16 protein-coding genes are annotated in these 26,696 nt (G+C 56.9%); 8 read left to right on the plus strand and 8 right to left on the minus strand.

Going from position 1 to position 26,696, the window contains the following annotated elements:
* Positions 1-180: 180 nt before the first annotated feature.
* The 4 genes from ACQZ5N_RS25650 to ACQZ5N_RS25665 form a co-directional block, all read right to left on the minus strand.
* Positions 181-1,491, minus strand: a complete 1,311-nt coding sequence (locus ACQZ5N_RS25650; protein WP_448734493.1) for an HlyD family type I secretion periplasmic adaptor subunit — start codon at positions 1,489-1,491, stop codon at positions 181-183.
* A gap of 40 nt (positions 1,492-1,531) precedes the next feature.
* Entirely contained in the window at positions 1,532-3,883 is a 2,352-nt protein-coding gene (locus tag ACQZ5N_RS25655; RefSeq protein WP_448734494.1) for a calcium-binding protein, read from the minus strand.
* A gap of 46 nt (positions 3,884-3,929) precedes the next feature.
* Complete coding sequence (locus ACQZ5N_RS25660; RefSeq protein ID WP_448734495.1) at positions 3,930-5,669, minus strand: type I secretion system permease/ATPase; 1,740 nt, start codon at positions 5,667-5,669, stop codon at positions 3,930-3,932.
* A 173-nt stretch (positions 5,670-5,842) separates the two neighbouring features.
* The gene (locus ACQZ5N_RS25665) at positions 5,843-14,320 is read right to left on the minus strand and encodes a peroxidase family protein (RefSeq protein WP_448734496.1); all 8,478 of its coding nucleotides are present in this window, start codon (positions 14,318-14,320) and stop codon (positions 5,843-5,845) included.
* A 417-nt stretch (positions 14,321-14,737) separates the two neighbouring features.
* Here ACQZ5N_RS25665 and ACQZ5N_RS25670 point away from each other — a divergent pair, with 417 nt between their 5' ends.
* The gene (locus tag ACQZ5N_RS25670) at positions 14,738-16,222 is read left to right on the plus strand and encodes a sensor histidine kinase (RefSeq protein ID WP_223567929.1); all 1,485 of its coding nucleotides are present in this window, start codon (positions 14,738-14,740) and stop codon (positions 16,220-16,222) included.
* A gap of 42 nt (positions 16,223-16,264) precedes the next feature.
* On the opposite strand, the gene ACQZ5N_RS25675 is transcribed toward ACQZ5N_RS25670, so the two are convergent.
* From ACQZ5N_RS25675 to ACQZ5N_RS25685, 3 genes are all read right to left on the minus strand, one after another.
* Positions 16,265-16,936, minus strand: a complete 672-nt coding sequence (locus ACQZ5N_RS25675) for a response regulator (RefSeq protein ID WP_035262602.1) — start codon at positions 16,934-16,936, stop codon at positions 16,265-16,267.
* A gap of 393 nt (positions 16,937-17,329) precedes the next feature.
* Entirely contained in the window at positions 17,330-17,950 is a 621-nt protein-coding gene (locus ACQZ5N_RS25680) for a response regulator transcription factor (RefSeq protein WP_035262605.1), read from the minus strand.
* Positions 17,940-19,841, minus strand: coding sequence for a PAS domain S-box protein (locus ACQZ5N_RS25685; RefSeq protein ID WP_174070265.1), 1,902 nt, complete (start codon positions 19,839-19,841; stop codon positions 17,940-17,942). Before ACQZ5N_RS25685 ends, ACQZ5N_RS25680 begins: the two co-directional genes overlap by 11 nt.
* 303 nt (positions 19,842-20,144) lie before the next feature.
* On the opposite strand from ACQZ5N_RS25685, the gene ACQZ5N_RS25690 reads away from it, so the two are divergent.
* The 4 genes from ACQZ5N_RS25690 to ACQZ5N_RS25705 all read left to right on the plus strand — a co-directional run bounded on the left by ACQZ5N_RS25690 (position 20,145) and on the right by ACQZ5N_RS25705 (position 23,206).
* On the plus strand, positions 20,145-21,128 hold the full coding sequence (locus ACQZ5N_RS25690; RefSeq protein ID WP_035262610.1) for an MBL fold metallo-hydrolase: 984 nt from the start codon (positions 20,145-20,147) through the stop codon (positions 21,126-21,128).
* Between the two features lie 123 nt (positions 21,129-21,251).
* Positions 21,252-21,875: a pyridoxamine 5'-phosphate oxidase family protein gene (locus ACQZ5N_RS25695; protein WP_448734497.1), complete on the plus strand. Its 624-nt coding sequence runs from the start codon at positions 21,252-21,254 to the stop codon at positions 21,873-21,875.
* Positions 21,872-22,345: a nuclear transport factor 2 family protein gene (locus ACQZ5N_RS25700; protein ID WP_448734498.1), complete on the plus strand. Its 474-nt coding sequence runs from the start codon at positions 21,872-21,874 to the stop codon at positions 22,343-22,345. The genes ACQZ5N_RS25695 and ACQZ5N_RS25700 overlap by 4 nt, the downstream gene beginning before the upstream one ends.
* Positions 22,346-22,399: 54 nt before the next feature.
* A complete protein-coding gene (locus tag ACQZ5N_RS25705) occupies positions 22,400-23,206 on the plus strand; it encodes a GNAT family N-acetyltransferase (RefSeq protein ID WP_448734499.1) in 807 nt (268 codons plus the stop codon).
* A gap of 330 nt (positions 23,207-23,536) precedes the next feature.
* On the opposite strand, the gene ACQZ5N_RS25710 is transcribed toward ACQZ5N_RS25705, so the two are convergent.
* Positions 23,537-24,085, minus strand: coding sequence for a TetR/AcrR family transcriptional regulator (locus ACQZ5N_RS25710; RefSeq protein WP_003504079.1), 549 nt, complete (start codon positions 24,083-24,085; stop codon positions 23,537-23,539).
* A 109-nt stretch (positions 24,086-24,194) separates the two neighbouring features.
* Between ACQZ5N_RS25710 and ACQZ5N_RS25715 the strand changes: the two genes are divergently transcribed.
* The 3 genes from ACQZ5N_RS25715 to ACQZ5N_RS25725 form a co-directional block, all read left to right on the plus strand.
* A complete protein-coding gene (locus ACQZ5N_RS25715; RefSeq protein ID WP_448734500.1) occupies positions 24,195-24,983 on the plus strand; it encodes an SDR family NAD(P)-dependent oxidoreductase in 789 nt (262 codons plus the stop codon).
* A 57-nt stretch (positions 24,984-25,040) separates the two neighbouring features.
* A complete protein-coding gene (locus tag ACQZ5N_RS25720; RefSeq protein ID WP_448734501.1) occupies positions 25,041-26,132 on the plus strand; it encodes an alkene reductase in 1,092 nt (363 codons plus the stop codon).
* 113 nt (positions 26,133-26,245) lie between these two features.
* Positions 26,246-26,696, plus strand: a 451-nt coding sequence (locus ACQZ5N_RS25725) for an SDR family NAD(P)-dependent oxidoreductase (protein ID WP_448734502.1), incomplete at its 3' end; no start/stop codon positions are given.

The raw sequence follows: 26,696 nt of genomic DNA on the forward strand, positions 1-26,696 counted from the left end.
AATGGCTCCGCACCGCACCCCGCCGCTACCGCCCCGAATACAGCAACCCAAAACCGCTGGAGCGAACTCAAAACTGGATAAAACTTGGGGGCAAGGTCATCCCACCTACCAATTTACGACTGATACTCACTCTCGCTCACAGCTGTGAGCTTCACAATTGCTGGTGCTCAAGGGAACATACTACTCCTCACGAAATGCTTTCATTACCTGATCTGTAAATGGCTTCGTTAGGTAAGACCAAGCTGAGCGCTCAGCCGTGTGGACGAAAACCTCAATTGGCATGCCCGGCATAAGCTTGAGATCTCTAATGACTTCCTGTTGGTCAATCATATCAACTGTCGCCAAATAATAGGGTTGACCGTTCGTCTTATCTATCACGGTTGCTGCTGCGACGAATTCGACAATTCCGAAAACCTCTGGAGTCGTTGCGCTGTTAAATGCGGTCAGTCTCATTCTGGCGGCCTGTCCTGGTGCTACTCGATCGATATCTGCCGGCGCGATCCGGAATTCGACCTTCATGTCATCAGTCTTGGGAACGACCGACATTATAGTTGCGCCTGCGCCTATAACGCCGTTGATCGTATGTATCTGCAGATCATAGACAAACCCATCGACGGGAGCACGAACTTCCATGCGTGAAAGACGGTCATATGCGGCGATTTCGCGCTCCCCCAGTTCGGCGAGCTTGGATTCGATTGTGACAATCTCTTTTTGAGTTTCGGATCGTGTTGTCTGGTCAATGGAGAGAAGCTTGATGCGCAACTCGCTGATCTCTCCTTCAGCCTCGGCCACACGGGCTGCCACTTCGCCGCTGGTCCCATCGATGCGGGCTACCTGCTTCTGGAGCTCGCGAAATTCCGATAACTTGATTAATCCGCCTTTGGCGAGCCTCTCGCTGACGCCGATCTCTTCGGTAATTATCTTCTTTTCAACGTCGTTTGCTTTCCGCTGCGAAATCAGTCCATCAATCTGGTCTTCGAGTTGGGATATTTGCATTTCCAGTTGCTGTTTCTGGTTCAGGATCATGCGGCGGTTTTCCTGAAACAGCTTCGTTTCGTTACGCGCAAGCTCGGGGACGATAGAGCCGTCAGAAAATGAAATGGTGTCCTTACCGTCACGTTCCGCCTCCAGCCGGATTTTCATCGCTCGCAACTGCGATAGCTGGCTTCGGATGATGGTCAATTCTACTCGAGTCTGAGTTTCATCAAAGCGCAGAAGCACGTCACCAGCCTTAACTGTGTCTCCATTGGCCACGGGAATGTCAGCGACAATCCCCCCGTCACGGTGCTGAATGGTTTTGACCTGATCTGGCACGACAAGCTGGCCCTGTGCGACAACCGCACCGGCAAGTTTGGCCTGAACCGCCCATCCGCCGACTCCGAACACGAGGAGACCCGCCAGAATGCCTGACACGACGATGCGTGGCGCGATGCCGAAGGATTGTGCTTCTGGCGTGAATTGTTTTCTTGTATTTTTTTGTTCGCGCATCATGTCCCTAAGCTCCCTTATGTGGCTTTTCGCCTTATTCTAGTTAAGTCCTTGCCAGGCCTGCGTCGTCATCACGAGCCGCGAGAATGAAATCATCTTCAGTCAACGCCTGGTGGCTGTAGATCAGCAACTCGAGATCGTCCTGTTCTCCCGCAAGATCAATGACGGCGCGAACGACGGCAGTCTCGCCGTCCGCAAACTCGCTGTAGAGTCGGATGCGCCGGACATCCTGTTGGTCATTGATCTCACCCATGATTCGGTCGAACATCAGCCCACCGATTTCATCTGCGAGATCAGACAAATCAATCCGATCGCCGATCTGGAAGTCGAGAATTTTGTCCCTTCCTTGGCCATCGTTTAAGACGGCCTCCACCGAGCGGAAAATGAAGACGTCGTTGCCTGCGCCGCCGGTCAGGAAATTAATGTCCGAATTGGCTACCAGCACGTCGTTGCCGAGCCCTGCAATGGCGGCTTCGAAGCCCTCCAGTTGATCAGTCCCGATTTCGACGCCTGTAGCCGTTCCTTCTTCGAGATCGATAATAACTGCTGTGATTGTCGCAGAAACGTCGTAGGTATCTATGCCATCACCACCGGAATACTGATCATTGCCATCGTCTGATCCACTGCTTGTGAAGAGAACGACCACAGTGTCATCGCCAGCGTCACCACTGACGGTATCGTTGCCTTTGCCGGCAGTAACGTGATCGTCGCCAGCTCCTCCAACCAAGAGATTATCCTCGTCATTGCCGTTCAACGTGTCGTTTCCACTGCCGCCAATAGCTGCTTCAAATCCGTCGATGTGGTCTGTCCCAATCTGCGAACCCGATGCAGTTTTGGCTGCAAGGTCAATTTCGACAGCCTTTGAAGCAGAGGACGCATCGTAAGTGTCGAAACCGTCACCGCCTGAATATGTGTCGTCACCGTCGTTGACGGCGGGAAGCTGCGCTGCTGCTCGCGCCTCCTCGGCTCCGGGACCGATGACGATGATGTCGTTGCCGGCGCCTGCAATTACCGCGTCGTGCCCAAGACCACTCGAAAACATGTCATTGCCATTACCTCCGTCGAGCAAGTCATCGCCCGCATCGCCGGAAAGGGTATCGTCGCCTTCGTCTCCGAACAGATGATCGTTGCCGGCTCCGCCACTGGCCATGTCATCACCATCACCGCCCGCCACGACGTCGTCACCTTCCTCGCCATACATTTCGTCATTGCCCACACCACCAAAGATGACGTCGTCACCCCCGCCACCGGAAATCCGGTCGTGGCCGCCCTCGCCATAGATCGTGTCGTTTCCACTGCCCCCCATCAGGGTGTCGTCGCCGTTGCCACCGTAAATAACGTCGTTGCTCTCGCGACCGTAGACGAAGTCATTTCCGTCAAGTGCCGCTATCACGTCATCTCCGGGCGTACCCAACAAGATGTCATCCTTATCGGTACCTTCGACTGGATGCGGCGCTGCTTTAACGAGGTCCAGCATTGCCGTCGCCGACACAGAACCAATTCCGTCGCTGACGCTATAGGAGAAGGTGACTTCGCCGATGTACCCGCGGTCGGGCGTGTAGAGCCAGATACCCTCGCCATAGGTCTGTATGATGCCGGAAGAAACCTGAAGGTTTCGAACTGACAAAGTGTCGTCATCTGCGTCGGTTGCGGCCGACGCCAGGTTGTCGAGAAGGATGAGCGCTGAAAGGTTCATCAGGCCGCTTCCAAGAAACACCCGTCCAGCCACAACCGGCAATCGATTTGGACGTGCGTTGCCTGCCGGAGGAGTGCTTTCCCCGGCGGCCGGTCCGTCATGGTCTCTCGGATTTTCATCTGGATCTGCACGAGGCGCTTCGGGCTCACTGGCGTTTTCGCTCCGCTGGTCTTTCGCGTGCCAGATGATCGGAGTCTCGTTGCCAAGCACGCCGAGTGGTGTCAAGGGTGCGAAATATCCGTTGATCCGATGGTTGTCGTTTGCGGACAGTGACTGCAGTAGCGACCGAAAGGAGTGATTATCAAGGTTCAGGTCGGCCCTTGCATGGAAGGAGGAGGGAAACGTAGTGGTTTCAGCCAAAAACCTTACCTTGCGTTCGGCATTGCCGGCTTCCTCGGCGACCTGGCGGAGATACGCGGCGACCTCTTCAATAATGTCGATGTTCGTAGAAGCCTCGTTCGAACGCGTTTCCGTTTCGGCCACTGGACCTTGAACAAGGGGGGCACGCGGGGCATTTGGTCCGTCTACTTGCGTTTCGGAACGGAGCTTTCCAAAAAAAGCGCCGATCGCGGCAAGAGCGACGGCCGGGTTCACTATGCTCCAGTAGCGCGGGACCGGTTTGTCGTGAAGTTCAAAGCGGTTTTTTGGCGCTATGGAGGCTGCCACGTCAGGCAGTCCCAGAACAAGTTTATCTTCCATTGTCTGTTCTCCTCCTGTTGCTTCTGAGCGTTGCAAAGGAACAAGTCTATTCTGCTGCCAGAGTATTGCCGGACGATGCCTGCATGCGTGTGTGTTCCGAACGAAGCAGTTGCGGTTGTGGCCCTTTCACAATTTCGTCCTTCGGACCGAACGCCACGAGTTTTCCGCTCTGGACAACGCCGACCATGTCAACGGATTGCAGGGCGCTTGGGCGGTGGGCGACAACCACCACGATCCCGCCGCGACAGCGAACTGCGGCAATCGCTTTCATCAGTGCCTCTTCACCTTCGGCGTCAAGGTTGGAGTTGGGCTCGTCCAGTACCACCAGGAACGGGCTGCCATACAATGCCCGCGCAAGGCCAATGCGCTGGCGCTGACCAGCCGAAAGTGACATGCCATTTGGTCCCAGGTCTGTTTGGTAGCCGTTCGGCAGACGAACGATCATATCGTGGATGCCTGCCGCCCTTGCAGCCTGTAGAATCGTATGTGCCTCCGGTGTTTCGGCAAAACGTGAAATATTCTCGGCGATTGTTCCGTCCATCAAGCAGACATCCTGTGGCAGGTAGCCGACATGTTCGCAGAAGAAGCTTGAAGGCCATTGCTTGAGATCCGCGCCGTCGATACGCACTGAACCGCGTAGTGTCGGCCAGATGCCGAGAATGGATCGGGCAAGGGTCGTCTTCCCGCCGCCGCTCGGACCGATCAGGGCGAGCGCCTGGCCAGCCTTCAGCTCGAAGCTTACGTCACTCAACAGGACTGCGCCGCTGTGTGGCGCGACCGTCGTAATACCTTCAACCGTGAGAGTTTCCTTCGGCGCAGGAAGATTCAAAAGTCCGGTCTTGTCGTCCAGAACGGCCAGTGTTTCCTTAAGACGAGCATGACTGCGCCGGGCCGAAACCATTCCCTTCCATTGCGCGATCGCTTGATCCACCGGTGCGAGGGCGCGTGCGGTCACGATCGAAGAGGCAATAATGGAGCCGGCCGACAATTCCCCCTTGATTGTAAGGTAGGCGCCAAGACCGAGAATCGCTGACTGTAACATCATCCGCAGAACCTTGGACAGGCCTGAGAACGTTCCGGAGATATCGGAGGTCCTGGTTTGCGTATCCAGGTGACGTCGGTTGGCACGCTCGAAACGGCTCACAGCACGATCGGCAATGCCCATTGAGTGCATGATATCGCTGTTTCGAGCGTTGGAATCGATGACTGCATTTCGCAGTACAGTTGATTTCAGCATCTCTTTGGCGTGACGCCGTGTCAGAAGTTCCGTGCAAAGCGTCAAAAGGCCAAGCACAACGGCCCCGCCAACGGTCAACATGCCAAGCATTGGGTGCAAGAGCCAAACGAACACCAGGTAGATGGGCATCCAGGGCAAATCGAAAAGCGCAATCAGGCCGGGGCTTGCCAGGAATCCGCGGATCGTATCGACATCGCGGCCACGCTCCGTCGCTTCAGACGTGGAATAACCATAGCGCGGCATATCGATGACGACTTTGTGGGCCAGCGGGGCCAGTTGTGTATCGAGTCTCGCGCCAAGCCGAACCAGAATCTGTGAGCGCAGAATATCGAACAGCCCTTGGAAAAGATAAAGGCCGATTGCAAGGCCTGACAACGCGACAAGCGTCGACACGCTTCCGCTGGTCAGCGCACGATCATAGATCTGGAGCATGTAGAAGGCGCCGGTCAGGGCCAGAATATTGATGATGCCGGACAGACCAAAGACGAACATCATCAAGCCACCCATGCCATTTATCTGGCTTTCTTTTTTGTTGCAGGTGCCACTCATCTGAAAGTCCCCCTGGAAACTTTGCCGAGATTCGGCGTTAAGTCCGCGGCATGTCCGGAGTGATCGCGTTGACCCAAGACATCCCATTTCACTTGCAACGCCGGTGCCAGTACTCACCGGCGTTGGGATTTTGAAGCTAACGGGAGGCGCTGCCTCCGTTCGTTCGCGGTTGCTCAGGAAACCCCGGAGAAGTCACTGTTGGTCAGGTGGTGCTTTCCGGAAACGGCCAGTTCGAAGTCAGCATTCCCGTCTGCATCGGTATGACCACGAATGACCGTGAAGTCCTCTCCGTCACGAACTTCGTGCGTAATTGCAATTCCCCCCGTCGCAGTCAGCGATGCTGGACTGTTGATCGTAAAGGTCTGCTTGCCCGAAGCACCCGTGTTGGCGTCGATTGCCGCGAAGTCGATCTTGTCGCCAGGCTGGAAACCGTAGATTGAGTCGCCATTGGCTGCACTTGTCGTTGTGAACCGGAAGGTGTCGTTGCCAAGACCGCCATCCATCACGTTCGCCGCATTCGAAGCAGTGATCACATCATGGCCGGAGCCGCCCACGAAGTTCTCGAAGCTGTAGAACGCGTCGTTTCCTGTCGTTGCGCTAATGACGGTGCCGTGTCCCATAAGGCCCGTGCCTAGATTTACGGTCAGATTTGACGTGGAGACGGAGTAATCGAGCGTATCCTTGCCGCCATCGCCCCAATACCGGTCATTGCCGTCGCCGGCTGTTGCAAGAACGATATCGTCCCCGTCGCCACCCCAGGCCTGGTCGTCACCCGCACCACCTTCGATGGTGTCGTTGCCGGAATCTCCGAAGAGAAGATCCGCCCCGCTATTTCCGAAGAGCACATCGTGGCCGGCGCCGCCATGCAGTTCGTCGTCGCCGCTGCCACCGCTCGCAACATCGTTGTCCGCAGCTGCAACTATGACGTCGTCACCGTCTTCGCCCCTCAGAATGTCGGACCCTGCTTCCCCGGAAAGGATGTCAGAACCGCCGCCCGCGAGGATCGTATCGTCGCCGCCCTGGCCGGCGAGCACTTCACCAGACGCTGTACCGATCAGTGCAACGGCTGCGATCGGGATCGAGACAATCGGTCCGTCGTCATCGTCGTCTTCGTGCGAGCAGCTGTCATCATCGCCCTCCTCGCCGTTGCCATCATCACCGTCCTCTTCGTCGTCGCCGTTGCCGTCGTCATCATCGTCATCATCGTCGTCATCATCGTCGTCGTTGTTTTCCTCCTCGTTGTCTTCGACGCGTGGCGAGAAGATATCTTCTTCAAGATTGGTCAGGCCGGTGTTCCGGGCGATGATGTCGGCAAACTCCTGACCGTCGATGAAGTTTTCATAGAAATCGAAATCGTCGAAACGCTCTGTGTAGTAGAAGCGGTCAGCTTCCTGCAGGCGATCGAACTGCTCCTGCAATACGACCCAGAATGTTTGTCCGACCATGCCGCCATTGATGTGTTTCTCGGCAAGTCCTCCGACCCAAAGATCGACACGGTCGATCCCCTTGACCACACCAGTCCCATTGGATTGCATTACAATCTCGATATCAGGATTGATTTCGCGAAAAGCTGCGATTTCGCCGGCTTCCAGAACGAGGTCCGGATAAGCCTGCCGGAACTGGGTGATTACGGTATCGGAAAGGCCGTTGCGGCTCTGGAAGTCGTCCCAGGATGTGTAGGCCGTCATTGCTCCTGCATAACCCAGCGCTTCTGCAACATAAGGGTCGGTGGATGCTGCGAGGTCCATGCGAACCTGATTGAGCGTTCCAAGTCCGACGTCCCAGCCTCGGGCAACATTGAAGGCAAACAGGTCCGCGTTGATACGGACGAGGTCGTTTCGCACGGCATCGACAATGTTGAAATCGACTGCTTCAGCGGGTTGTGTCGCGATACCTCCAAGGATCGCACTCACACCAAGTTGCTCGTAGCCTTCCTGCGGCACGTATCCGAACTGCGCAAGTGTGCTGAGCGGCAGCTTGAAGGCAGATGGATCATTGGTGGGGTTCAGGAAGGCATCGAACAATGCTACCTGGGTGGGGTTTCCATCTGCGTCAAGCACCGTCATGGTCTGGCCGATCAGCGAGTGGCCGACCCGGTAGACAGCCGCGGCGAATTCATGACTGATCGCAGCCGTGGCATTCGGATTGTATTCCGAAAAACCATGATCCCCATCTCCCCTGATCCCGCCGATCAGCTTGTCCGCAAACTCAGTGAAGACAACACGCTGATATTCGGCTTCATTGATCATCTTGGCGGCCTGGAACAGTTCCTCGGCTGTTCCATCAAAACCGGCCGCCTCAAGGCCTGCCACATGAAAATTGTGGTTTCGGGCCCAGATGGTGTGCATTGAAGTAAGGGCAAAGTTCTCGTTTGCCCGGCCATCGCCTGCCACGTAGTGATCGAGCAGGCTGATATAAGGGTTGGTGTCGAGAAGCAGTGCGTGCGTGCTACCCATGAAGTCCGAAGCAAGCCCGGAAACCATGGCTTCGTTGACGACGCCTGCCGCTACGAGACCCGGAAAGTAGGAGCGGAAGCTCACCTGACCGCCTGCGAGAGTGGGCGAGTGGAAAACGGTGTCGTTCTCCCAGTGATGCAGGATGAGATCACGCAGCGTCGGCATCAGCTTGAAGTTGGGGTTGGATGGATCCGCACCGCCCTGAAGCAGACGTGACCCGAGACCGCCCGATCCATCGCCCTCGCGCAGGAACTGGCCAACTAGATCATTGGAGCCGTAAGCCTGGTTCTGATCGACGAAAGGCGATGTCTTGTTTATGTGCTGTGGAACGCCATCGTCATAATAGGCGACGGTTGCGCGCGTCAGGTCAGCCGGATTGCCAGAGCCGGGGGCGCCGTTGCCAGCCGCGCCGATCTGGATCGTGCCATTTCCACCTTTGCCGAGAAAATCAAGGCCGTGGTCGAAGTACTGCCCGAACGCCATGAAGAAGATGTTGGCATCGGCCTTTGGAAGGCTTGCTTCCTGTGCCCCTAGAATATTGCTGATGTTGCGGGGATCGAGTCCGGCAAAAATCGGATTGATCGCGGAATTTCCAAAGTCGTCCGGTTCCCCGTAGTGAGATTGGGTGATGCGGATGAATGGCGTATCCACAGCGCCTGCCTCGGGATCTGCAGCGTTGTTACCATGACCGGACAGGGTGCGGACACCCGTTGGAACAGGGTCGTCGGAACCGTCCGGTGATAGGCCATTTACGAGCGCCTTGATGCCAGCGAGGTCACTCGGAGTGTATTCGAAGTGACCGGAAATATCATCACCGTCCTCGTCCGAAGTGGCTTCCTGGAACTGGGGCACGACGCTACCGGTAAAGGTTATCGAATGAGCCCCATTTGAGAAGGATTTCGTCCCGTTGCCATTATCGACGAGAGTATAGCTGGAAAGCTGCTGGCCTGGTGCCAGTTCGACCACGTCTTGCGGGCGCAGGGTTCCAACGATCGTATCGTCACCGCCATTGCTGCGGAACAGGATACGATGTGCTGACATCAACCCGGAAATGTTGACAGTCTCGTCGTCCGCTCCACCATTGATGGTGATCGTGTTGAAGCTGAGATTGGTCGGAGAAAAGTCGCCGATTGCCAAGACTGTATCGTTTCCCGCCCCGGTGTTGATGACGATTTCCTCGATGTCGGTCAGCTCTGCAATAATCGCGCCGTTGGTGGTGCCATTGCGCGTAATGACGATTTCCGTTGCCGTGGCGATCCCTGTCATTCCTGCGCTGACTGCTGCTGCGCGGGTATAGACACGATAGGTCTCGGCAAGTGCGGAGCCGTTGACAACAAAAGAGTCTCCGTCGAGGCCCTCAGCGCCGCCGTTCACGCTGTCCCGACCATCGGGTAACAGCCCCAGGAGGCTCGCGCTCCAGTTAATAACGTCGTCAGCGCCCAAGGCGTTGATCGTGTCATTCCCGCGGTTTCCGGTAATGATATCCGCGCCTGCGGTACCAGTGATGACGGTGCCGACGTTGCTGGCGCTAATGACGTCGCCGACCACTTCGGTAGCCGGAGAAACGACTTGCTCAGCAGAGCCGAACCCATCGGTGAAGCTGACGACCACGCGCACCTGTTGGCCAACCTGAGGCTGCTGGGGAGTAAAGTTTGCCGAGTTAGCCCCAACATTTGCCCAGGTCGTGCCGTTGGTCGATGTCTGCCATTGGAAACTGAATGTTCCAAGGCCGTTTTCATCGGCGATTCCGGAGGTATCCGCAGTCAATGTCTGTGTCTCGGTGGGCGATGTGTCGCTAATAACCGGTGCACCGGTCGCCGCCCTGTTCACAAGGGCGACCTCGACGCCGTCGGAAAATCGCGCGGCTTCAATGTTCCGCAGGGTATCTACACCGTCCGACACGAGATTTCGTTCGGTCAACGGATCCACAACATTGCTGACGGTGTTATGGGTGACCGTGAAACTGCCGTCAACATTTCTGACAATCGTGTAGTTTGCACGAACATCGTTGAACTCTGCGGTATCAGTACCGGCGAGGGGTGTTGTCGATGAGACAATCTCTCGCACGATATGCAATTGGCTTGGCACGATGGTACGGGAGATCATCAACTCAAAGAGCGACTTTCCAGCCCAGGCTGGATTCTCATCTTCGGTAAAGACATGTTTCAGGCTGTCCACCGTTGCAATCTGATTACCGTCCGAGTTTTCGGCGTCGACAGGCGTGATGCGAATACGAACGTTGAGCCATGCGTCGCCATCGAGGAAGTCATCTCCACCATTGCCCCGCAGCGAGTCACTTCCTGCTCCACCGAGGAGAATGTTGCCCCGGTCGAAGGCAGTGATCGTTTCGGGATCAACATCAGCCGGAGCCGCTGCGATGAGGTTGCCAAGAAGCGCGCGCAGGCCCTCAATGCGATCTACGCCTGCCTGCGTCAAACCATCCTTGAAGAAGATGCCCTCTGTCGTGGCAACCGTATCGCCAGGCGCCAAGTCACCAAAGACCCGGTCGTCGCCAAGCAAGGTGTCATTGTAATTCCAGCCGGAAAGTGCTTCTGTTTTGTCGAAACGGTTGCGAAGGATATCTTCCTGTTCTGTGGTGAAAATCGGGATACGCATATCAGCGTAGGCGTTCATCTCCACATCCTTGAAGATTGCCCAGTCGAAGCCGAACATGCCCTCATTGCGCATGACGCTTTCGCCCTGGACCATAATGTCGTCGCCGGATTCCGCGTCGAAATCGTGTTCTTCATTCCCGGCAAACATGACATCGTGACCGACGATAGACGAATTGAAGAAGAGCTCGGAGTTGTCGCCGGCTGTCGTGTCGAAGCCGCCGCCCGCCTCCATCCAGTCGTCGCCTTCATTGCCCATGAGAAGATCGACGCCGTCGCCGCCAAGAATAAAGTCGTCGCCGTCGCCACCGAAAACTTCCGTGTCGTCGACGCCGACAAAGACGACATCCTTACCGGTTCCGCCCATGACGATATCCATGCCGTTCGAATTGGCGATCACGTCATCGCCTTCATCTCCCTTCATAAAGTCGCCGGTATCGCCCGAGTCGGTGATGATATCGTTGCCTGCTCCGCCATTCACGAGATCGACGCCGGCGCCGCTCTCGATCCGATCGTCACCTGCATCGCCCCAGATACCATCATCGCCGAAATCGGTAATGATGGAGTCGTTGCCGACGGTGCCGCCGACGACCACATGTTCGCCGCCCGTGAACCGTAGATAGTGTCCTGTGGTGCCGCTTTGATCCGTGCTGGTATCGGCGATGCTTTCGTCGACGTCGGCAGTGGTCAGATCATCGCGCTGGACTTTACCGAGACCCAGTGCCGCCATGATCGGATCGTCCCCGACAGGATCGTCCCCTACCTGGTTCGCCGTGTTGATCTCGAGGACGAAGTCGTAATCGGCGAAGACGTCGACGCCGAGGTGGCGGGCGATCACGTCGTCCCCGGTGCCTCGAATTCCGTCAGCGCCGGGCTGTGCGATATCGGTGTTCGCCATGATCATCTTGGCGAACGAATTCTGCTCCAGCATATTCAGAAAGTTTTGGCCCTGTGTGCGGGTCAGATAGTAGAACCTGTCGCCGTCCTGCAGGTTTTCGAGCTGCATTTCGAAGATGGCATTAAATGTGGAGCCCAGCATGCCGCCGAACGGCATCTTCTTTTCCGCAAGACCACCGATCCAGAGATCGACGAGGTTGAGGCCAGTTTCCACGCCTGCCCATGTCCCGGTACCGGTCAGATAGGCAACGCGGTCGAGGGGGGCGTCGTCGCCACCCATGACAAGGGCTGTTGCGGCAGCCCGTTTACCGGCCAGCGTGGCTTCGCCGGTGATCGTCCCGTGTGTGCCATAGGCCGCGATGAAGTTGATGACGGATGCCGAGTTTTTCAGATTGGCGGCAAAATCAACCCAGTTGTCATAGGGTTTGAGGAAGGTGGAGCCGCTTGCCGCATAAAGTTGTGCACGGGCGTCGTTGAGTGAAGGCACGCCCGTATCGCGACCGCGAGCGATGTTGATCGCACCGAGATCCAGCGGCAGGCCAAGCAGGTTGTTGCGCAGGGAACTGACGATGAATTCGTCGATTTCATTGCCGTGCTCGACGACCATGCCACGTACGATGGCTCCGGCTGCCTGATCGGCACTGATGGTGCTGTTGAGAGCAAATGCCACAGGATTGAGGAAGGCCTCGATGAGGTTCAGCTCAGGCTCGGTCGCTGCCGTTTCCGTACCATCGGCGTTCAGGAAAACGCGTGGCATCCCGTCGGTCAGCATGGAGTGCCCGAAGCGATAGACCGTATGGGCAAACTCGGCAAAGATTGACGAATTGACATCCGTTACCGAATTGAAAACAAAGACGTCAATCGCTGGCTGAATCTTGCGTGCGAACTCTTCGAAGACAAGGTGCTGATACTGCATTTCTGTGGCGAACCGGGCTGCCTGGAACATGCGCTCGCCGTCCCAGTTCAGTCCTTGCGCATAAGCGAGCTGATCAATCGCCGGAAGGTTTTCAAAGCCGGCTGGAAGGCCGCTGATATCCGTTGCCAGCCATTCGTTGATGAAGGCGACATCGCCGCTTTGCAGGATCGTCAGTTTCTGGGAATCGACCTGACGATTGTGCTCGGAGTGGAAAATGTGATGAACAGCAGTCAGTCCGATGTTCTCGTTACCGCGTCCATCACCCGTAATGAAATGACGCTCCAGCAACTCGTTGTCATAGACACCGGATGCAAGAGGCCCACTGTTGACAACATCATCTGCGTCCGCAGTTTTCAACGCACCCGTTTGGCTGTTGAAGGGGTTGGCGTTGTGCGCGATGTCGTCCAGGAAGGCATGGCCGGTGCGCAGCGCCAGCGACGCGAATGTGTTGACAGGTGCCGAGGGTGTACCTGAAACGACGGCATCGTCGGCAGTGTTTGGAATACCGTCTGCACCGATACCCGTTACAACCTGCGCATAGCCCGTCAAAGGATGGGGAATGAAATTGCCGTATTGGTCGGTGCGGATCAGAGGCAGGTTGACGACGTCAGCATCACTTAACTGGATGCCGAGGAATTGCAGGGCGTTGGCCTTGATGTCTACCCATGTTGGAAGGCCACCATGTGTTCCGGCGGGAGAACCGGCTGGGGGCGGGCCATCAAGCAAACGACCTGTCGCGACAGTGACGCCTCCGATTGTTGCGTATTCACGCAGGAAAACCTGATGGGATGGATGTGAGGTGTAGGTCTGGTTTTGGTCCACGAACGGAGTTGTGGTGTTGCGGGCTTCGTGATGTGTGTCATCAGCCGTTCCAAGTACACCGTCTGCACCGGGGCCATCAACAGGGTCTGCTCTGGTGATAACCATGAAGCGCAAGCTTGGGGGCAAGTCGTCGGCTGTTCCAGGAAGCCCGTCAGCGCCGAGCACCAATGGATCGTCGCCCTGTAGCGGGATGAATACCGAGCCGTTGTTGCCCTTGCTGATCAGGTCAAGACCATGGTCGAAGAACTGGCCAAAAAATGTCATCCACGCATTGAACGGGGCCGAGAGGCCTTCGTCAGGTGCAATGTTCGGGATTGAAGCAAGGTCGGCATTGGTGAGGTACACACCGTTAGTGCCAAGAGGTTGTCCGGGTGCCACGGGCACCATGCCGGGGTTGGCCTCTTCCCATGCCGCTACCGCCAGAGGATTGTTGAACCAGGCTGATACAGCAGCCGGGTTGTTGATGCTCATGTCGGAAATCAGGTTCGAGATGATGCGCGGGTCTGCGTCCGCGACGTTGCCTGTATGACCGCCATTTGATGGGGAAGGCGTGCCGACGACGCTGTAATCGGTGTTCGTCACCACGGCGGGGCCTCCAAGCGACATCGTGTCGCCATCGGCATCGTTGCGGAAATTCGGATCAAGCGCACGCGGCATGGCCTGATCGGCGGCCCCCCAGAGTTCGCGGCCTGCCACGATGTTGTTGTAGGTGCCATCAACGGTACGAAGACCGACCGGCACATGCGGGTCGGGAATGGCGCGAGGCGTTGCCGGGTTGCCAAGGTAGAGACCTGTAACTGCATCGTATTGTGACCGGTCGGAAATCACCGTTCCATCAGGGTTGAGGCGGATTTCAGTGAGCGGAACGCCTGAGGCGTGGACTTCCGCGACCTTGATCTGGTGAAGCACAAACGCCAGATCAGCCTGGTTGAGTGTAAAAGCAGCCATTTTCCCCTCCGAAGCGCTTAAGCGCTAAAACGCCGTTACATTGGATGGAGGCTTTGAATGTTTCCGATTGGCCACCAGGCACAATCACAATCTCCTCCATTCGCTCGGAGGGAGATTCCCCTAGCCTTCATGATCTCAGGTTGCATGAAACGCTTGCGTAAGAACACTTCACATGGTCCAGTTCTTTCAGGCCCATTGGTCCCAACAGTTCATCGGACCTTGGTCTGGTGGTCCTCAGCCCAAGGGTGACGTGATCTTGCGAAATTCCGAATTTTAAGTTAAATTGCTGAAATAATTATATAATCGTAGCAGAGTATGCCTGCCTGAATCTTGTCGAAGCTTAAATCCGGGACCTTTCGGTCTCTCATGAATGCGAGTTCGACGAGGTTTGTGCATCGAACATCAGCAGGTTGGGACATGAGACATTCGCTGTCTGACGATACTGGTGAAGAAGCAAAATCGCATAGTGGATCTCCTGGAAAATGGAGATCGTCCTTGCGACGTTTGACAGACTGGTTCCGGGATCTGCATCTTTCGACACAATTCATGATCCTGATGTCACCGATCGTGATTGTGTTGATGTCGTGCCTTACGTTCTGGGCTGCCGATCGGGTTGAACGCGCCATGCTCGCTGGAGCTGGCGGGGTTGGAGCTCTTTATCTCGAAACCTTTGTTTCTCCCCTTATCAAGGAGGCTGATCTCCACAAGGACACGATTGACCCTGTCCTGGTCTCGCACCTCGAAAACCTGCTCGGCACAGGGCCTATCGGTCAGCACGTTCGCACGATCAAACTTTGGCGGGCCGATGGCAGTATATTCTATGCGACAAACGATCAAAAAATCGACCATCCAAGAGTGTTCGATGAGTTGAGGTCGGCCTTGTCAGGTGAGATCGTTGTATCCCGTACGGAGGTGGAGAAACATGTTTATACCGGCGAGGAAAAGCAGAACCTTCTGTTAGAGGTCTACGCGCCCCTTCTTCGTGACCGGAATGGCAAGGTCATTCTCGTTGGAGAGTTTTACGAAGAACCGAATTATTTGATCGCTGAGCTTCGCTCTGCGCGGCGCGGAACATTCCTGATTGTGGCCGGCGTGGCTTTGCCAATGCTTGGATTGTTGTATCTCATGGCACTAACAGCAAGCCGGCTGATTGCCCGTCAAAAGCGAGCGATCGAGGCGAACCTCCTGAACGCCCTGGATCTGTGGGAGCAAAACGACAAGCTGAGGAAAGCAGCAGACTATGCCAGACTCGAAGCCGGCAAGCTGAATGAGAAGATACTCGACCAGATTGGCAACGATCTGCATGATGGCCCAGTGCAGGTTCTCACCCTTATAAGTCTTCGCCTGAGCGATATGATTGCAGAGCAGCGCTTAAGCGGAAGGAAGGTCAACCCTGATCTTGAAAAGCTGTTGAATTTCGTCTCAGGCGTTCTTGCGGATCTGCGCAAAATCTCCGCCGGCCTCTCATTGCCTGAACTTGACGAACTCAGCTTAAGTGAAACAATAAAGCTCGCCGTGGCACGCTACAGGGATCTCACAGCGTTTCCCGTTGAGATGGACGGCCTGATACCGCACGAGATGTACCAACCCCACCTGAATGTCTGTGTCTATCGCTTTATTCAGGAAGGGTTGATGAATGCATTCCGACACGCGGCCAATAACAGGCAGAGGGTACGATACCGCATCCACGATAACAAACTCATTATCGTGGTGGCTGATGTGGGGGAGCGTGTTGTGCGTCCAGATCAAAATGCGGCAGCCCGAGTGAAACTTGGTTTGACCAGTCAGAAGCGACGTGTAAGGTCATTTGGCGGGAAAATGCGGATATTCAGGCGCGCGGCGGGAACAATCATTGTCGCAGTTTTGCCCATCAATCAGCTTTCGTCGGACGAGATGATCTAGCGGCCGTCTGGCGCAGAGGCTGTGGAAATTTTGGGCGTCATCCTAGTTGAAGAGATCGCGTGGCCCACCGATTTTTTGTGCGGCGAGAACGGCCTCGACACGATTTCGTACGTCGAGCTTCTGCATCAGGATCGTCATGTAATGTTTGACCGTTTTTTCGCTTATGTCGAGACTTCTGGCTATTTCACGATTTGTCTGCCCTCTCATGAGGTAGGAGACAATCTGTTCTTCGCGAACGCTTAAGCGCTTCTGCTGTATAGCTTTCTGTCTCGCCTCTGCCGCTTTCATCGACATGATGACCCTCGTTGCGAAGCCTGGCGTCATATATGTCTCGCCGTTGTGCGCGGCAATAATTGCGTCGTGAAGGTCTGTTGAACTGCTTCCTTTAAGTACGTAACCGGAAACGCCACAATTGAGAGCTTTGATCGCTGTCTCGATACTGGAGGTCGCCGTGAAGATTACGACCTTGGTTCCCGGCATTGTCTGAACAATCACCTCAATCGCCGCCATCGAGTCGCCGGGCATGCTGAGATCAACGACGATGACGTCAGGCGAAAGCTGTTCAGTGATTTTGATTGCATCTACAGCGTTGTGGCCCTGACCAACAATTTTGAGATCTTTTTTGTTCGAGTAAAGACTTACAAGCCCTTCAAGAAGAATAGGGTGATCGTCCACAAACGCGACGGATACAGGTACGCTGACAGGTGATGACATTGATGCCGCCTCACACTTATTTTGACTGAGAAGATACCACAATAGAATCGGTGTAAACAACTCGCTATAAGTGAATATATTTACGGAAAAGCGAGGCTAAAGTATTACTGCCGGATTAATCATTTCGTGTTATTTGATGGCAATTCCGTGGAATTGCGTGTCAGCGCGCGCGACATTTCCTGATGGTGCGGTTTGGCGTGTCCTTTGGCGCGCGGCGGTTGAACGTCGGCAACGCGCCCGCTTAACTGTCATAAGGCAAGTCGTTGCCCCTGCCTGGAAGCAGACATCGTCTTGGAAAGGAGCCCTGTCGCCTTCGCGCCAAAGGAAATCATATATGTGGCAGTCGCTCGCGAAAATGACAGCACCTGGCGAGCCAGCGGCCGTCGATTTCACCTACAACAGGTCACCAGCGAGTTTGACAAGGTGGGCGACTGATGTTGCCTTCATCTTTCGCATCATGTGGCCTCTGTGTAGCTTCACCGTTGGCTCTGCAAGCTGCAGCTCTGCTGCAATCTGCTTGTTCAGTTTACCGGCGATCACCAATGTCAAAATCTGTCGCTCGCGTTCAGTCAGCGTCATATACCGTGCTTGGGTGGCAGCTTTCGCTGCTTTTTCATCGCGGCGAGCGGCGTCATTGGCGATTGCGCGGTTGACGGCGTCTAGCAGATCCTGCTCACGGACCGGCTTACTGAGAACGTCAATGGCACCCGCCTTCATCGCCCGCACCGCCATGGGCACATCGACATGGGCGCTGATCAAGACTACGGACCGGGGAAGATCGCTCTTCGCCAAAACCTCCTGAAACTCCAGTCCGCTCTGACCGGGAAGGCGGATGTCGAGGACGATGCAACCGGCCTTTTCGGGATCGTCTGCAGCTATGAAATCCTTAATCGAGCCGTGTACCTCAGCGGCGAGCCCGACGGACTCGAAGAGGCCCTTTAGGGCTTCGCGCACGCTTTGATCGTCATCTATGACGATGACAGTGGGTTGCCTGTTCTTCCTGTCATCGATCAACGGCTGCGTCCTTGGAATTCGAGAGCGTGAAGGTGAATGAGCTTCCGCGAGGATGATTGGTTGTGGCCCAGATCCGCCCGCCGTGAGCTTCAACAATGGAGCGGCAGATAGAAAGACCCATCCCTATCCCGTCAGATTTCGTCGTATAGAATGGCTCAAATACCTGCTCGAGCTGTTCCGGCGGTATGCCACAACCTGTGTCGGAAACACTAACCTCGACTTCGCCCTCTGGACCTTGCCTACAACTGACTGTCATGACCGCTTCGGCGCCACGAGGTGTTGCTTCAGCGCTGTTCATGATCAGATTGAGAAGAACCTGCTGTAACTGGGTGCGGTCGCCCAAGATATCGACGGGTTCTGGCGTGAGGTCCATGACGATCTGCAAACCTCGCGATTGCAACTCTTCCCGAAGAAGAAAAAGCACATCACGTAGCGCCCGCTTGAAGTCGATCCTTTCCATCCGCACCGGCGATCTCCGGGCCATCCCGCGTATGCTGGCGACGATCTCGCCGGCGCGGTGGCCATCATGCACGATGCGTTCCGCGGCCAGACGAGCCTGTTCCAGATCTGTATGTCCGTCCTTAAGCCAGCGGAGGCAGGTTCCGGCATTCGTCACGATCGCCATGAGCGGCTGATTGATCTCGTGCGCAATGGAAACCGCCAGCTCGCCGATGGTCGTCAACCGTGTAACGTGCGCAAGGTGGCTCTGGCTCTGGCGAAGAGACTCTTCCGCCTGTTTGCGATCCTCGATGTCGACAACGACGCCGTACCATCGGACCACATTTCCTTCCGGATCGAGCAGGGGGCTTTGCTGCAGGTTGAACCACCTGTATTGGCCGTCGAACCGTCTGATACGGGCGTCTACTGGCTTAGGTTGTTTCGTCGCGACAACCTCTTCCCAACTCTCACGCATCCGTTCGACGTCATCGGGATGAAACATGCGATAGAAGCCGAAGCCGACAATCTCCTCGAAAGGCAGTCCGACGAAGTTGGTGAGATGCTGGTTCCAGTATTCGAGCTGCCCGTCGGGCGTACATGACCATGCCATGGCAGGGATCGTGTTGATGATGAGCTTGAGTTTTTGTTCGCTCTCCCTTAGCGCCGCCTCACTCTCTTTTAGAGCGATCTCGGCCCGCTGCAGATTCTCGATGTCGATATTGACACCGAACCAGCGCACGACGCCATTCGCATCCGTCAGCTTTCGGCCTGAGAAATAGAACCAGCGGTACTGCCCATCAGCACCCCGAATGCGTCCTTTCAACCGGGTATGATCTGAACATTCGAGGTCGCGCTTCCAGATTTCCACCATCTCGGGAATATCGTCGGGATGATAGAGATCCAGAAAACCCCATTCGAGGATCTGGTCGGCAGGCCGCCCGGCATAGTCCAACCAACTCTGGTTGACGAAATCGGCGCTCCCGTCCGGGCGCGCTGACCACACGAGCACCGGAAGCGAATTGATGATGAGCCTGAGGTTCTCTTCGCTTGCCGCAAGCGCAGACTTCGTCTCCCTGAGCGCATCTTCAGCTCGTTTGCGATCTTCTATATCGAGAACGACCCCGTACCATTTGGCAACGTTTCCCTCAGAATCCAGCCGAGGTTTTTGCCGGAGGGAGCACCAGCGGTATTCGCCGTCCGCGCGCCTGAGCCGACCCTCGACTTCCCTTCCCGTCTTGGCAGCCATGATGCTCCGCCACTCGAAGGCCAGGCGGGTGGTGTCGGCCGGGTGGAACAGCCGATAGAAATTCTCCCCGGCTATCTCTGCGAGTGGCAAGCCGACATATTCGAGAAAGTGCTGACTGGCGAAGTCGAGCATGCCGTCGGACGTAGCCGACCATGCCATTGCTGGGATCAAATCGATGATCGCATCGGCTTCCTTGTGCTTGTCCAACTTTGTCCCTCACCGGTATGCGCGGCGCAACCGCCCTGCTTCAGGTTACGCGGTTTCGCGACGCCGCGTTAGGCGAGATTGATAGACGAAGGTCTATTTTCGCACTGCCTTGGTCTAGTTCTATGTGACCTAGATCGCAATTGAGAGCAGGCTTGAACCGGTCTATTCACAATAAAACCGAGTGGGTTAGCCCAAGTGGCCGCCCATCCCGGCCCAGGTTGAAGCGCCTGTTCCGACCGCAGCAGCCATACCTACGCATTTGCCAACACTACCAACATCGTCGATCGATCCGGAGGAACTCCCATGCCTCAACTTTCACGTCGCGCCTTCGGCACCCTGCCGATCGGCCTCATCGCGGGGAGCCTTTTCGGCGGCAGCCTGATAAGTTCCTCCTCTGTCCATGCGGCGACGCGGGAGGCGGCAAGCGCACCTGCTACGGTGACCCCGCTCGCACAGATCCGCATCGGACGGTTCACCGTGACGGCGCTGACGGACGGGTATGCAGACATGCCCTATGACTACTTTCCGGGACGCTCGGCGCCCGAGGTCGAAAAGGCGGCAAGCGCACAGTTTACCGCCCGGCCGAGTGGAGTTCGGTTCCTCTTCAATCAGTATCTCGTCGAGGATGGGGAGCGCCGCATCCTGATCGATGCTGGTGCGGCAGGCTCGATCGGACAGACCGGACAATTACCTCAGGCACTCGCTGCGCTCGGTCTGAAGCCCAGCCAGATCGACGCTGTCATCGTGACGCATATGCACCAGGACCACATGGGCGGGCTGGTCCTGGGAGGCAAGAACCAATACCCGGAAGCCGAGCTTTACATCGATCGTCGCGATGTCACCCATTGGACCGATCCGGCCAAACGCAACGGAGCGCCTGACTTTCTACAGACCAGCTTCAGAATGGCAGAGGAGGTCGTGCGGCTATATCCCAGGCTCCAGGCGATCGACGGAGAGCGGGAAATCGCGCCGGGCGTTTCGATCGTCGATCTGACCGGCCATACGCCCGGCCATATCGGCGTGCGGATCGAAGATGGCGGCAAGAGCCTGATCATGGTTTCGGACATGATTTTTCCGGTCGTGCACCCGGCCGCGACAGATGTGTTCTTCCTGTTCGAGCAGGACCGTGCCGCTGCGAAGGCCATGCGCGATCGCTTCCTTCCGCGTGCCGCATCGGAGGGAGCGCTCATCGCCGCCACGCACATGCCGTTCCCTGGGCTCGGCCGTGTCGTCTCCGATCGCGGGCAGATGCGTTGGGAAGTCGCAGACTGGGCCTTGCAGGACTGACTTCCGCACTTGGCGACCTTGAAGGCAGAGATTGCCAAGCCCAGAATTCGGCTGGCCAAATGGGTAGATCCAGGCTCGCACGGGGGATGCCCATGAAAGCCTGGCTGAGCAAGGAGATTAGGCATGCCATATCATTTCCTTGAGGTCGCTGTGACGCCTAGCGTCAGGGCCGCCCAGGCTGAGATGGGCGTAGAGCAGATTTGGCTGGGCAGTGACAGCCGCCCTTCAGACACCTTCACCGAAGACGAGATCGCCTTCATTGCCTCATGTGACAGCTTCTACATGGCATCGGTCTCCGAAACGGGTTGGCCATACGTTCAGCATCGTGGAGGGAATGTCGGCTTCCTCAAGGTCATAGATCAGCGAACAATGGCCTTCGCCGACTACCGGGGCAACCGTCAGTACATCAGCGCCGGCAATTTTGCGGCCAACGATCGGGCCTGTCTGTTCCTGATGGATTATGTGCGGCGGGCTCGGCTCAAAATCTATGCCTATGTGGAGCGACTTGCGCTTGACGCTGACCAGGAACTCACGGAACTGGTGTCCGACCCGACGTACAAAGGAAGGGCTGAGCGGATTTTCAAGCTCCGGCTCGAGGCGTTCGATTGGAACTGCCCGCAGCACATCATTCCACGCTACACCGAGCAACAGATTGAACAGGCGGTCGCTCCTCTTCGTGAGCGGCTGCAGCGACTGGAAACCGAGAACGCCACCTTGCGCGCGCGTCTGGAGAGCCCCGAACCATGATCGAAGCTGAACGATCACCTCTTCCCCGTTTTACATTCGAGAGCGCAACCCAGAAAGTCAGGCTTGCCGAGGACGGCTGGAACAGCCGCGACCCTGCCAGGGTCGCTTTGGCTTACAGCGTAGACAGCCAATGGCGAAACCGCGCTGAATTTGTGACTGGACGGGGAGCAATCCTTGCGTTTCTTTCGGCAAAATGGCGGCGAGAGCTGGATTACCGATTGATCAAGGAACTCTGGGCGTTCGGCGGCAATCGGATCGCCGTCAGATTTGCCTACGAGTGGCATGACGACAGTGGCAACTGGTTCCGATCGTTCGGGAACGAGAACTGGGAGTTCGACGATCGTGGCCTGATGCAAAGGCGCTATGCCAGCATTAACGACCGGCCTATTCCGGCCGCCGACCGCAGCTTCCGCTGGCCGCTTGGCCGCAGGCCAGATGATTACCCCGGTCTCAGCGACCTCGGTTTTTAGTCGAGCACAGCCAGTCTCTCTTTGCCCTCAACGGCAGCGGCTCAGGAGCCTGTCTTGGATCCTCGGTTTTCAGAACGCATTTTCCCAATGCACGAAGACGCCATTGAGGCCGATGCCTTCGTCAGCCTGCACAGGCTTTCACCCGAACATCTCCGGGCTGAGGAGGATTTCGGATGCCTTGTCATCAACGGCGGATGCGCGATCTCGTTGCCAAGCGCACCGGCGATCGGCCTAAATCGTGTTCTGGGGCTGGGCTCTGTCGAAGATCTGGACAAAGCATATCATTGGATGCGAGCAAAGGCGGGGAACCGCTTCCTGCAATTGAATGTGGACGCTGTCTCGGACGAGGTGAGAAACTGGATCCAGACCAAGGGGCTGCCCGAGCACAGTCCCGGATGGGCAAAGCTTACCCGCAGCGCGCCTTTTAGCAACCTCGATGCGCCGGTCAGTGAGCGCACCCGAAAAGTTCAAGGCGACGAAGCCCTGCTCTTCGGATCGATGATGTGCAAGGGTTTCAACTTCCCGCCAAGCCTGACCGCCCTCTGGTCCGCCATTGTGGGTAAAGAGGGCTGGTCGTGTTTTTTCGCTCTTGATGATGAAACGCCTATCGGCACCGGCGCCATGTACGTCTCGGGTTCATATGCGTGGCTCGGTGGCGGTACCACAGTCCCCGAGTTTCGGAACCGGGGCGTTCAAAAGGCGCTCATCCAGGCTCGCACCGACTACGGTATCGCACAGGGCGTTTTGACGTTCGTCGTCGAAACAGAAGTACCCTCGGCTGGCAAGCTCAATATCTCCTATGACAACCTCAGAAAAATGGGCTTCCAGCACGCGTACAACCGGAAGAACTTCAAGCTTTAGCACATCTGGCGATCTTCTTTCAGGCCAGCGGGTGATTTTCTGGATCGTCACACAAAAGCCTGTTCCTCAACGGTTTGAGGGCAACTACACCGCGTCCTGATCATCGCAGGTGATGATGCCTGGAGGTCTTCCCCGACGACATAGTGAACCGCCATCTCTCTTATGTTGCGCCTCAAGCCTCTATGCAGCACTCCGCTGGCCTCCCGCTTAGGGCGTAAGAGCGGAATAGTTACCGCTTCGCGCCCCCATGTCGGTCGTCACGTCAAATTCGATCGTTTCCTCGAAGCAGACGTAGATCAGGCACTTGAAATGCGCACTTCTCTGATGCTCCTAGCCGACATTTGCGTCGATCCAAGCGCGCGTCTGCTCAAGAACCTCGTCAGACAAGTCAGGATCGTCAACTGCCCTAGCGAGGATGACGGCTCCGATCATGGCCGCCCAGCTCCCGATCGCCGCGCGGCGGGCACCGGCCGAACCCCCGTCCGGAAGCGCCTGCTCAATACGTGCGACTTGGGAGCGCAGTCCCTCGGCCATGACGGCTTTCGCCGCGGGCGTCTGGTGACGAATGGCAGCCGCCAGGCCTGCCGTCGGGCATCCATTACCGGGATTATCCCGGTGACGCGGCGCCAGATAGGAGCGGACGAAATCGCTGAACCCGCCACCTTCAAAACTGTCTGCGCCGAGGGCGTGCGCAAGGGTCTGCGCCACCAGATCGTCTTTTGAGGTGAAGTGGCCGTAAAAGCCGCCATGGGTCATGCCGGCTGCTTTCATGACCTCCGCGACGCTTACAGCCTCGAACCCCTTGTCCTTAAACAACCGGCTGGCGACATCCAGAATTCGGCGTCGGTTTTCCGCCATCTGTTCTCGGCTGACCTTCATTTCAAAATTCTCCACGACGGCTGTTGACATTTACATGATGGTCATCATATTTAACTCAATCATGATGATCGTCATGAATATAAGGTCAGTTAGAGAAAAGAGCAATCCAATGAGCCAAATTCCTACAGTCCTGATCACCGGCGCCTCCACGGGCATTGGCGCAACCTATGCCGAACGCTTTGCGCGCCGCGGACACGATCTGGTGCTGGTCGCCCGAGACGTGGTGCGTATGGAGACGCTTGCGAGCCGTCTGCGCCAGGAAACCGGTGTGACGGTCGTTACCCTCCAGGCGGATATCACCCAGGCGACGGATCTCGCCAAGGTCGAGACTAGGCTGCGTGACGATGCGCGCATCGGCATTCTCGTCAACAATGCCGGAACGGCGATCGGCGGGACCTTCATCGATCAGAGCATCGATGACATGACCAAGCTCGTTGCGCTCAACGCGACCGCACTTGTCCGGCTTGCCAGGGCCATCGCTCCGCGTCTTGCCGAGGCCGGTGAGGGTGCGATCGTCAATATCGGTTCGGTCGTTGGCCTTGCCCCGGAATTCGGCATGACGGTCTACGGCGCGACCAAGGCTTTCGTTCTTTTCCTGTCACAGGGACTTGCGCAAGAACTTGGGCCGAAGGGTGTCTACATCCAGGCCGTTCTTCCTGCCACGACCCGGACCGAAATATGGGACCATGTCGGCGCTGACGTCAGCAAAATGAACAACGTGATGGAAGTGGGCGATCTGGTCGATGCGGCCTTGGTCGGGTTCGACCGCCGTGAGCCGGTTACTATCCCGCCGCTTCCCGACGCCGGCCAGTGGGACGCATTCGACCTCGCCCGCAAGACCATGATGGCCAACTTCGGTAATGCACTGCCTGGCGAACGTTACCGTAACCCTGCCTAAAGCGCGTGCGCCCATCCCGATAGATGGCCGTTTCTGCGGCAACAATATAGGTAAATCATGATCGACAAGACACTTTTCGAACCCTACGCTCTCGGCGGCATCACCCTTGCAAACCGCGTCGTTATGGCGCCTCTCACGCGCAATCGCGCCGCAGCGGGCCTCGTGCCGAGCGATCTCGCCACGGAATATTATGCCCAGCGCGCAAGCGCCGGACTGATTATCACCGAAGCGACGCAGGTTTCCAGGCAGGCCCAAGGCTACCAGGATACGCCCGGCCTCTACACGCCTGAGCAGATTGAGGGCTGGCGCAAGGTTACCGACGCGGTTCATGCCAAGGGCGGACGGATCTTCGTTCAGCTCTGGCATGTCGGTCGCATCAGCCATGTTGATCTTCTTGGCGGTGACGCACCGGCCGCACCCTCGGCGATCCGTGCCGGGACCAAAACGTTCGTGAACAACGGTTTCGCCGACGTATCGGAGCCGCGTGCCCTTGAGCTTGATGAGCTTCCCGGCATCGTCAGCGATTTCCGCAAGGCCGCAGCCAATGCCATCGAGGCGGGCTTCGATGGCGTCGAGGTTCACGGGGCCAATGGCTATCTGCTGGAGCAGTTCGCAAAGGACGGCGCCAATGTCCGCACCGATGCCTATGGCGGTTCCGTCGAAAACCGCGCGCGCCTGATGCTCGAAGTCACCGCTGCGGTGGCGCAGGAAATCGGCGCTGAGCGCACCGGCATCCGGATTTCGCCAGTCTCACCCGCCAACGGTATCTCCTCCAGCGATCCCCAGACGCAATACAACTATATCGTCGATCAGCTCGATGCGCTCGGCATCGCCTACATTCATGTCGTTGAAGGTGCCACCGGTGGGCCGCGCGACGTCGCACCCTTCGATTACGGATCGCTGCGCGGCCGCTTCAGCAAGACGTATATCGCCAACAATGGCTATGATCTCGACCTTGCGACTTCGCATCTGGCCGATGACAAGGCGGATCTCATCGCCTTCGGTCGTCCCTTCATTGCCAATCCGGATCTCGTGGAGCGACTGCAAAGCGGCGCGCCGCTGGCTGAGATCAATCCGACGACGATCTACGGCGGAGGTGCTGCGGGTTATACCGACTATCCGCGCTTTACCGACACTTCGGGCATTTGAGCGATCAGGGGTCTCATTTCGGTGCGGCCCCTGTGATGCCGATCATCATCACCAATCCCTGACAATCAAAAGCAGCGCGGCCGGATGTCGCGCGCCAGATCGAGAAGAACGCTATGGCGACCGTTGCATCAAAAGAACAGAAGACTGCATTCGTGACCGGCGCCTCCAGCGGTATCGGCAAGGCGGCGGCATTGGCGCTTAGCCGCGCGGGCTACCGGGTGATCGGCACAAGCCGCAAGGCGGCACCCGGCGAGATCCGCGATGGCATCAGAATGATCGCTTGCGACGTGACCTCGGACGCTTCCGTTGCCGCCGCCGTGGCTCTGGCACATGTGGAACTCGGCCGCATCGACCTACTCGTCAACAATGCCGGCTACGCCGTATCCGGGGCCGCGGAGGAAAGTTCGATCGAGCAGGTTCGCGCGCTGTTCGACACCAACTTTCTGGGCGTCGTGCGGGTGACGAACGCAGTCCTTCCGATCATGCGTCAGCAGGGTGCTGGACGGATTCTGAACATCGGTTCGGTCGTTGGGCTTATTCCTGGTCCCTTCGGCGCGTATTACA

Source organism: Agrobacterium sp. 22-221-1 (genome assembly GCF_053522445.1).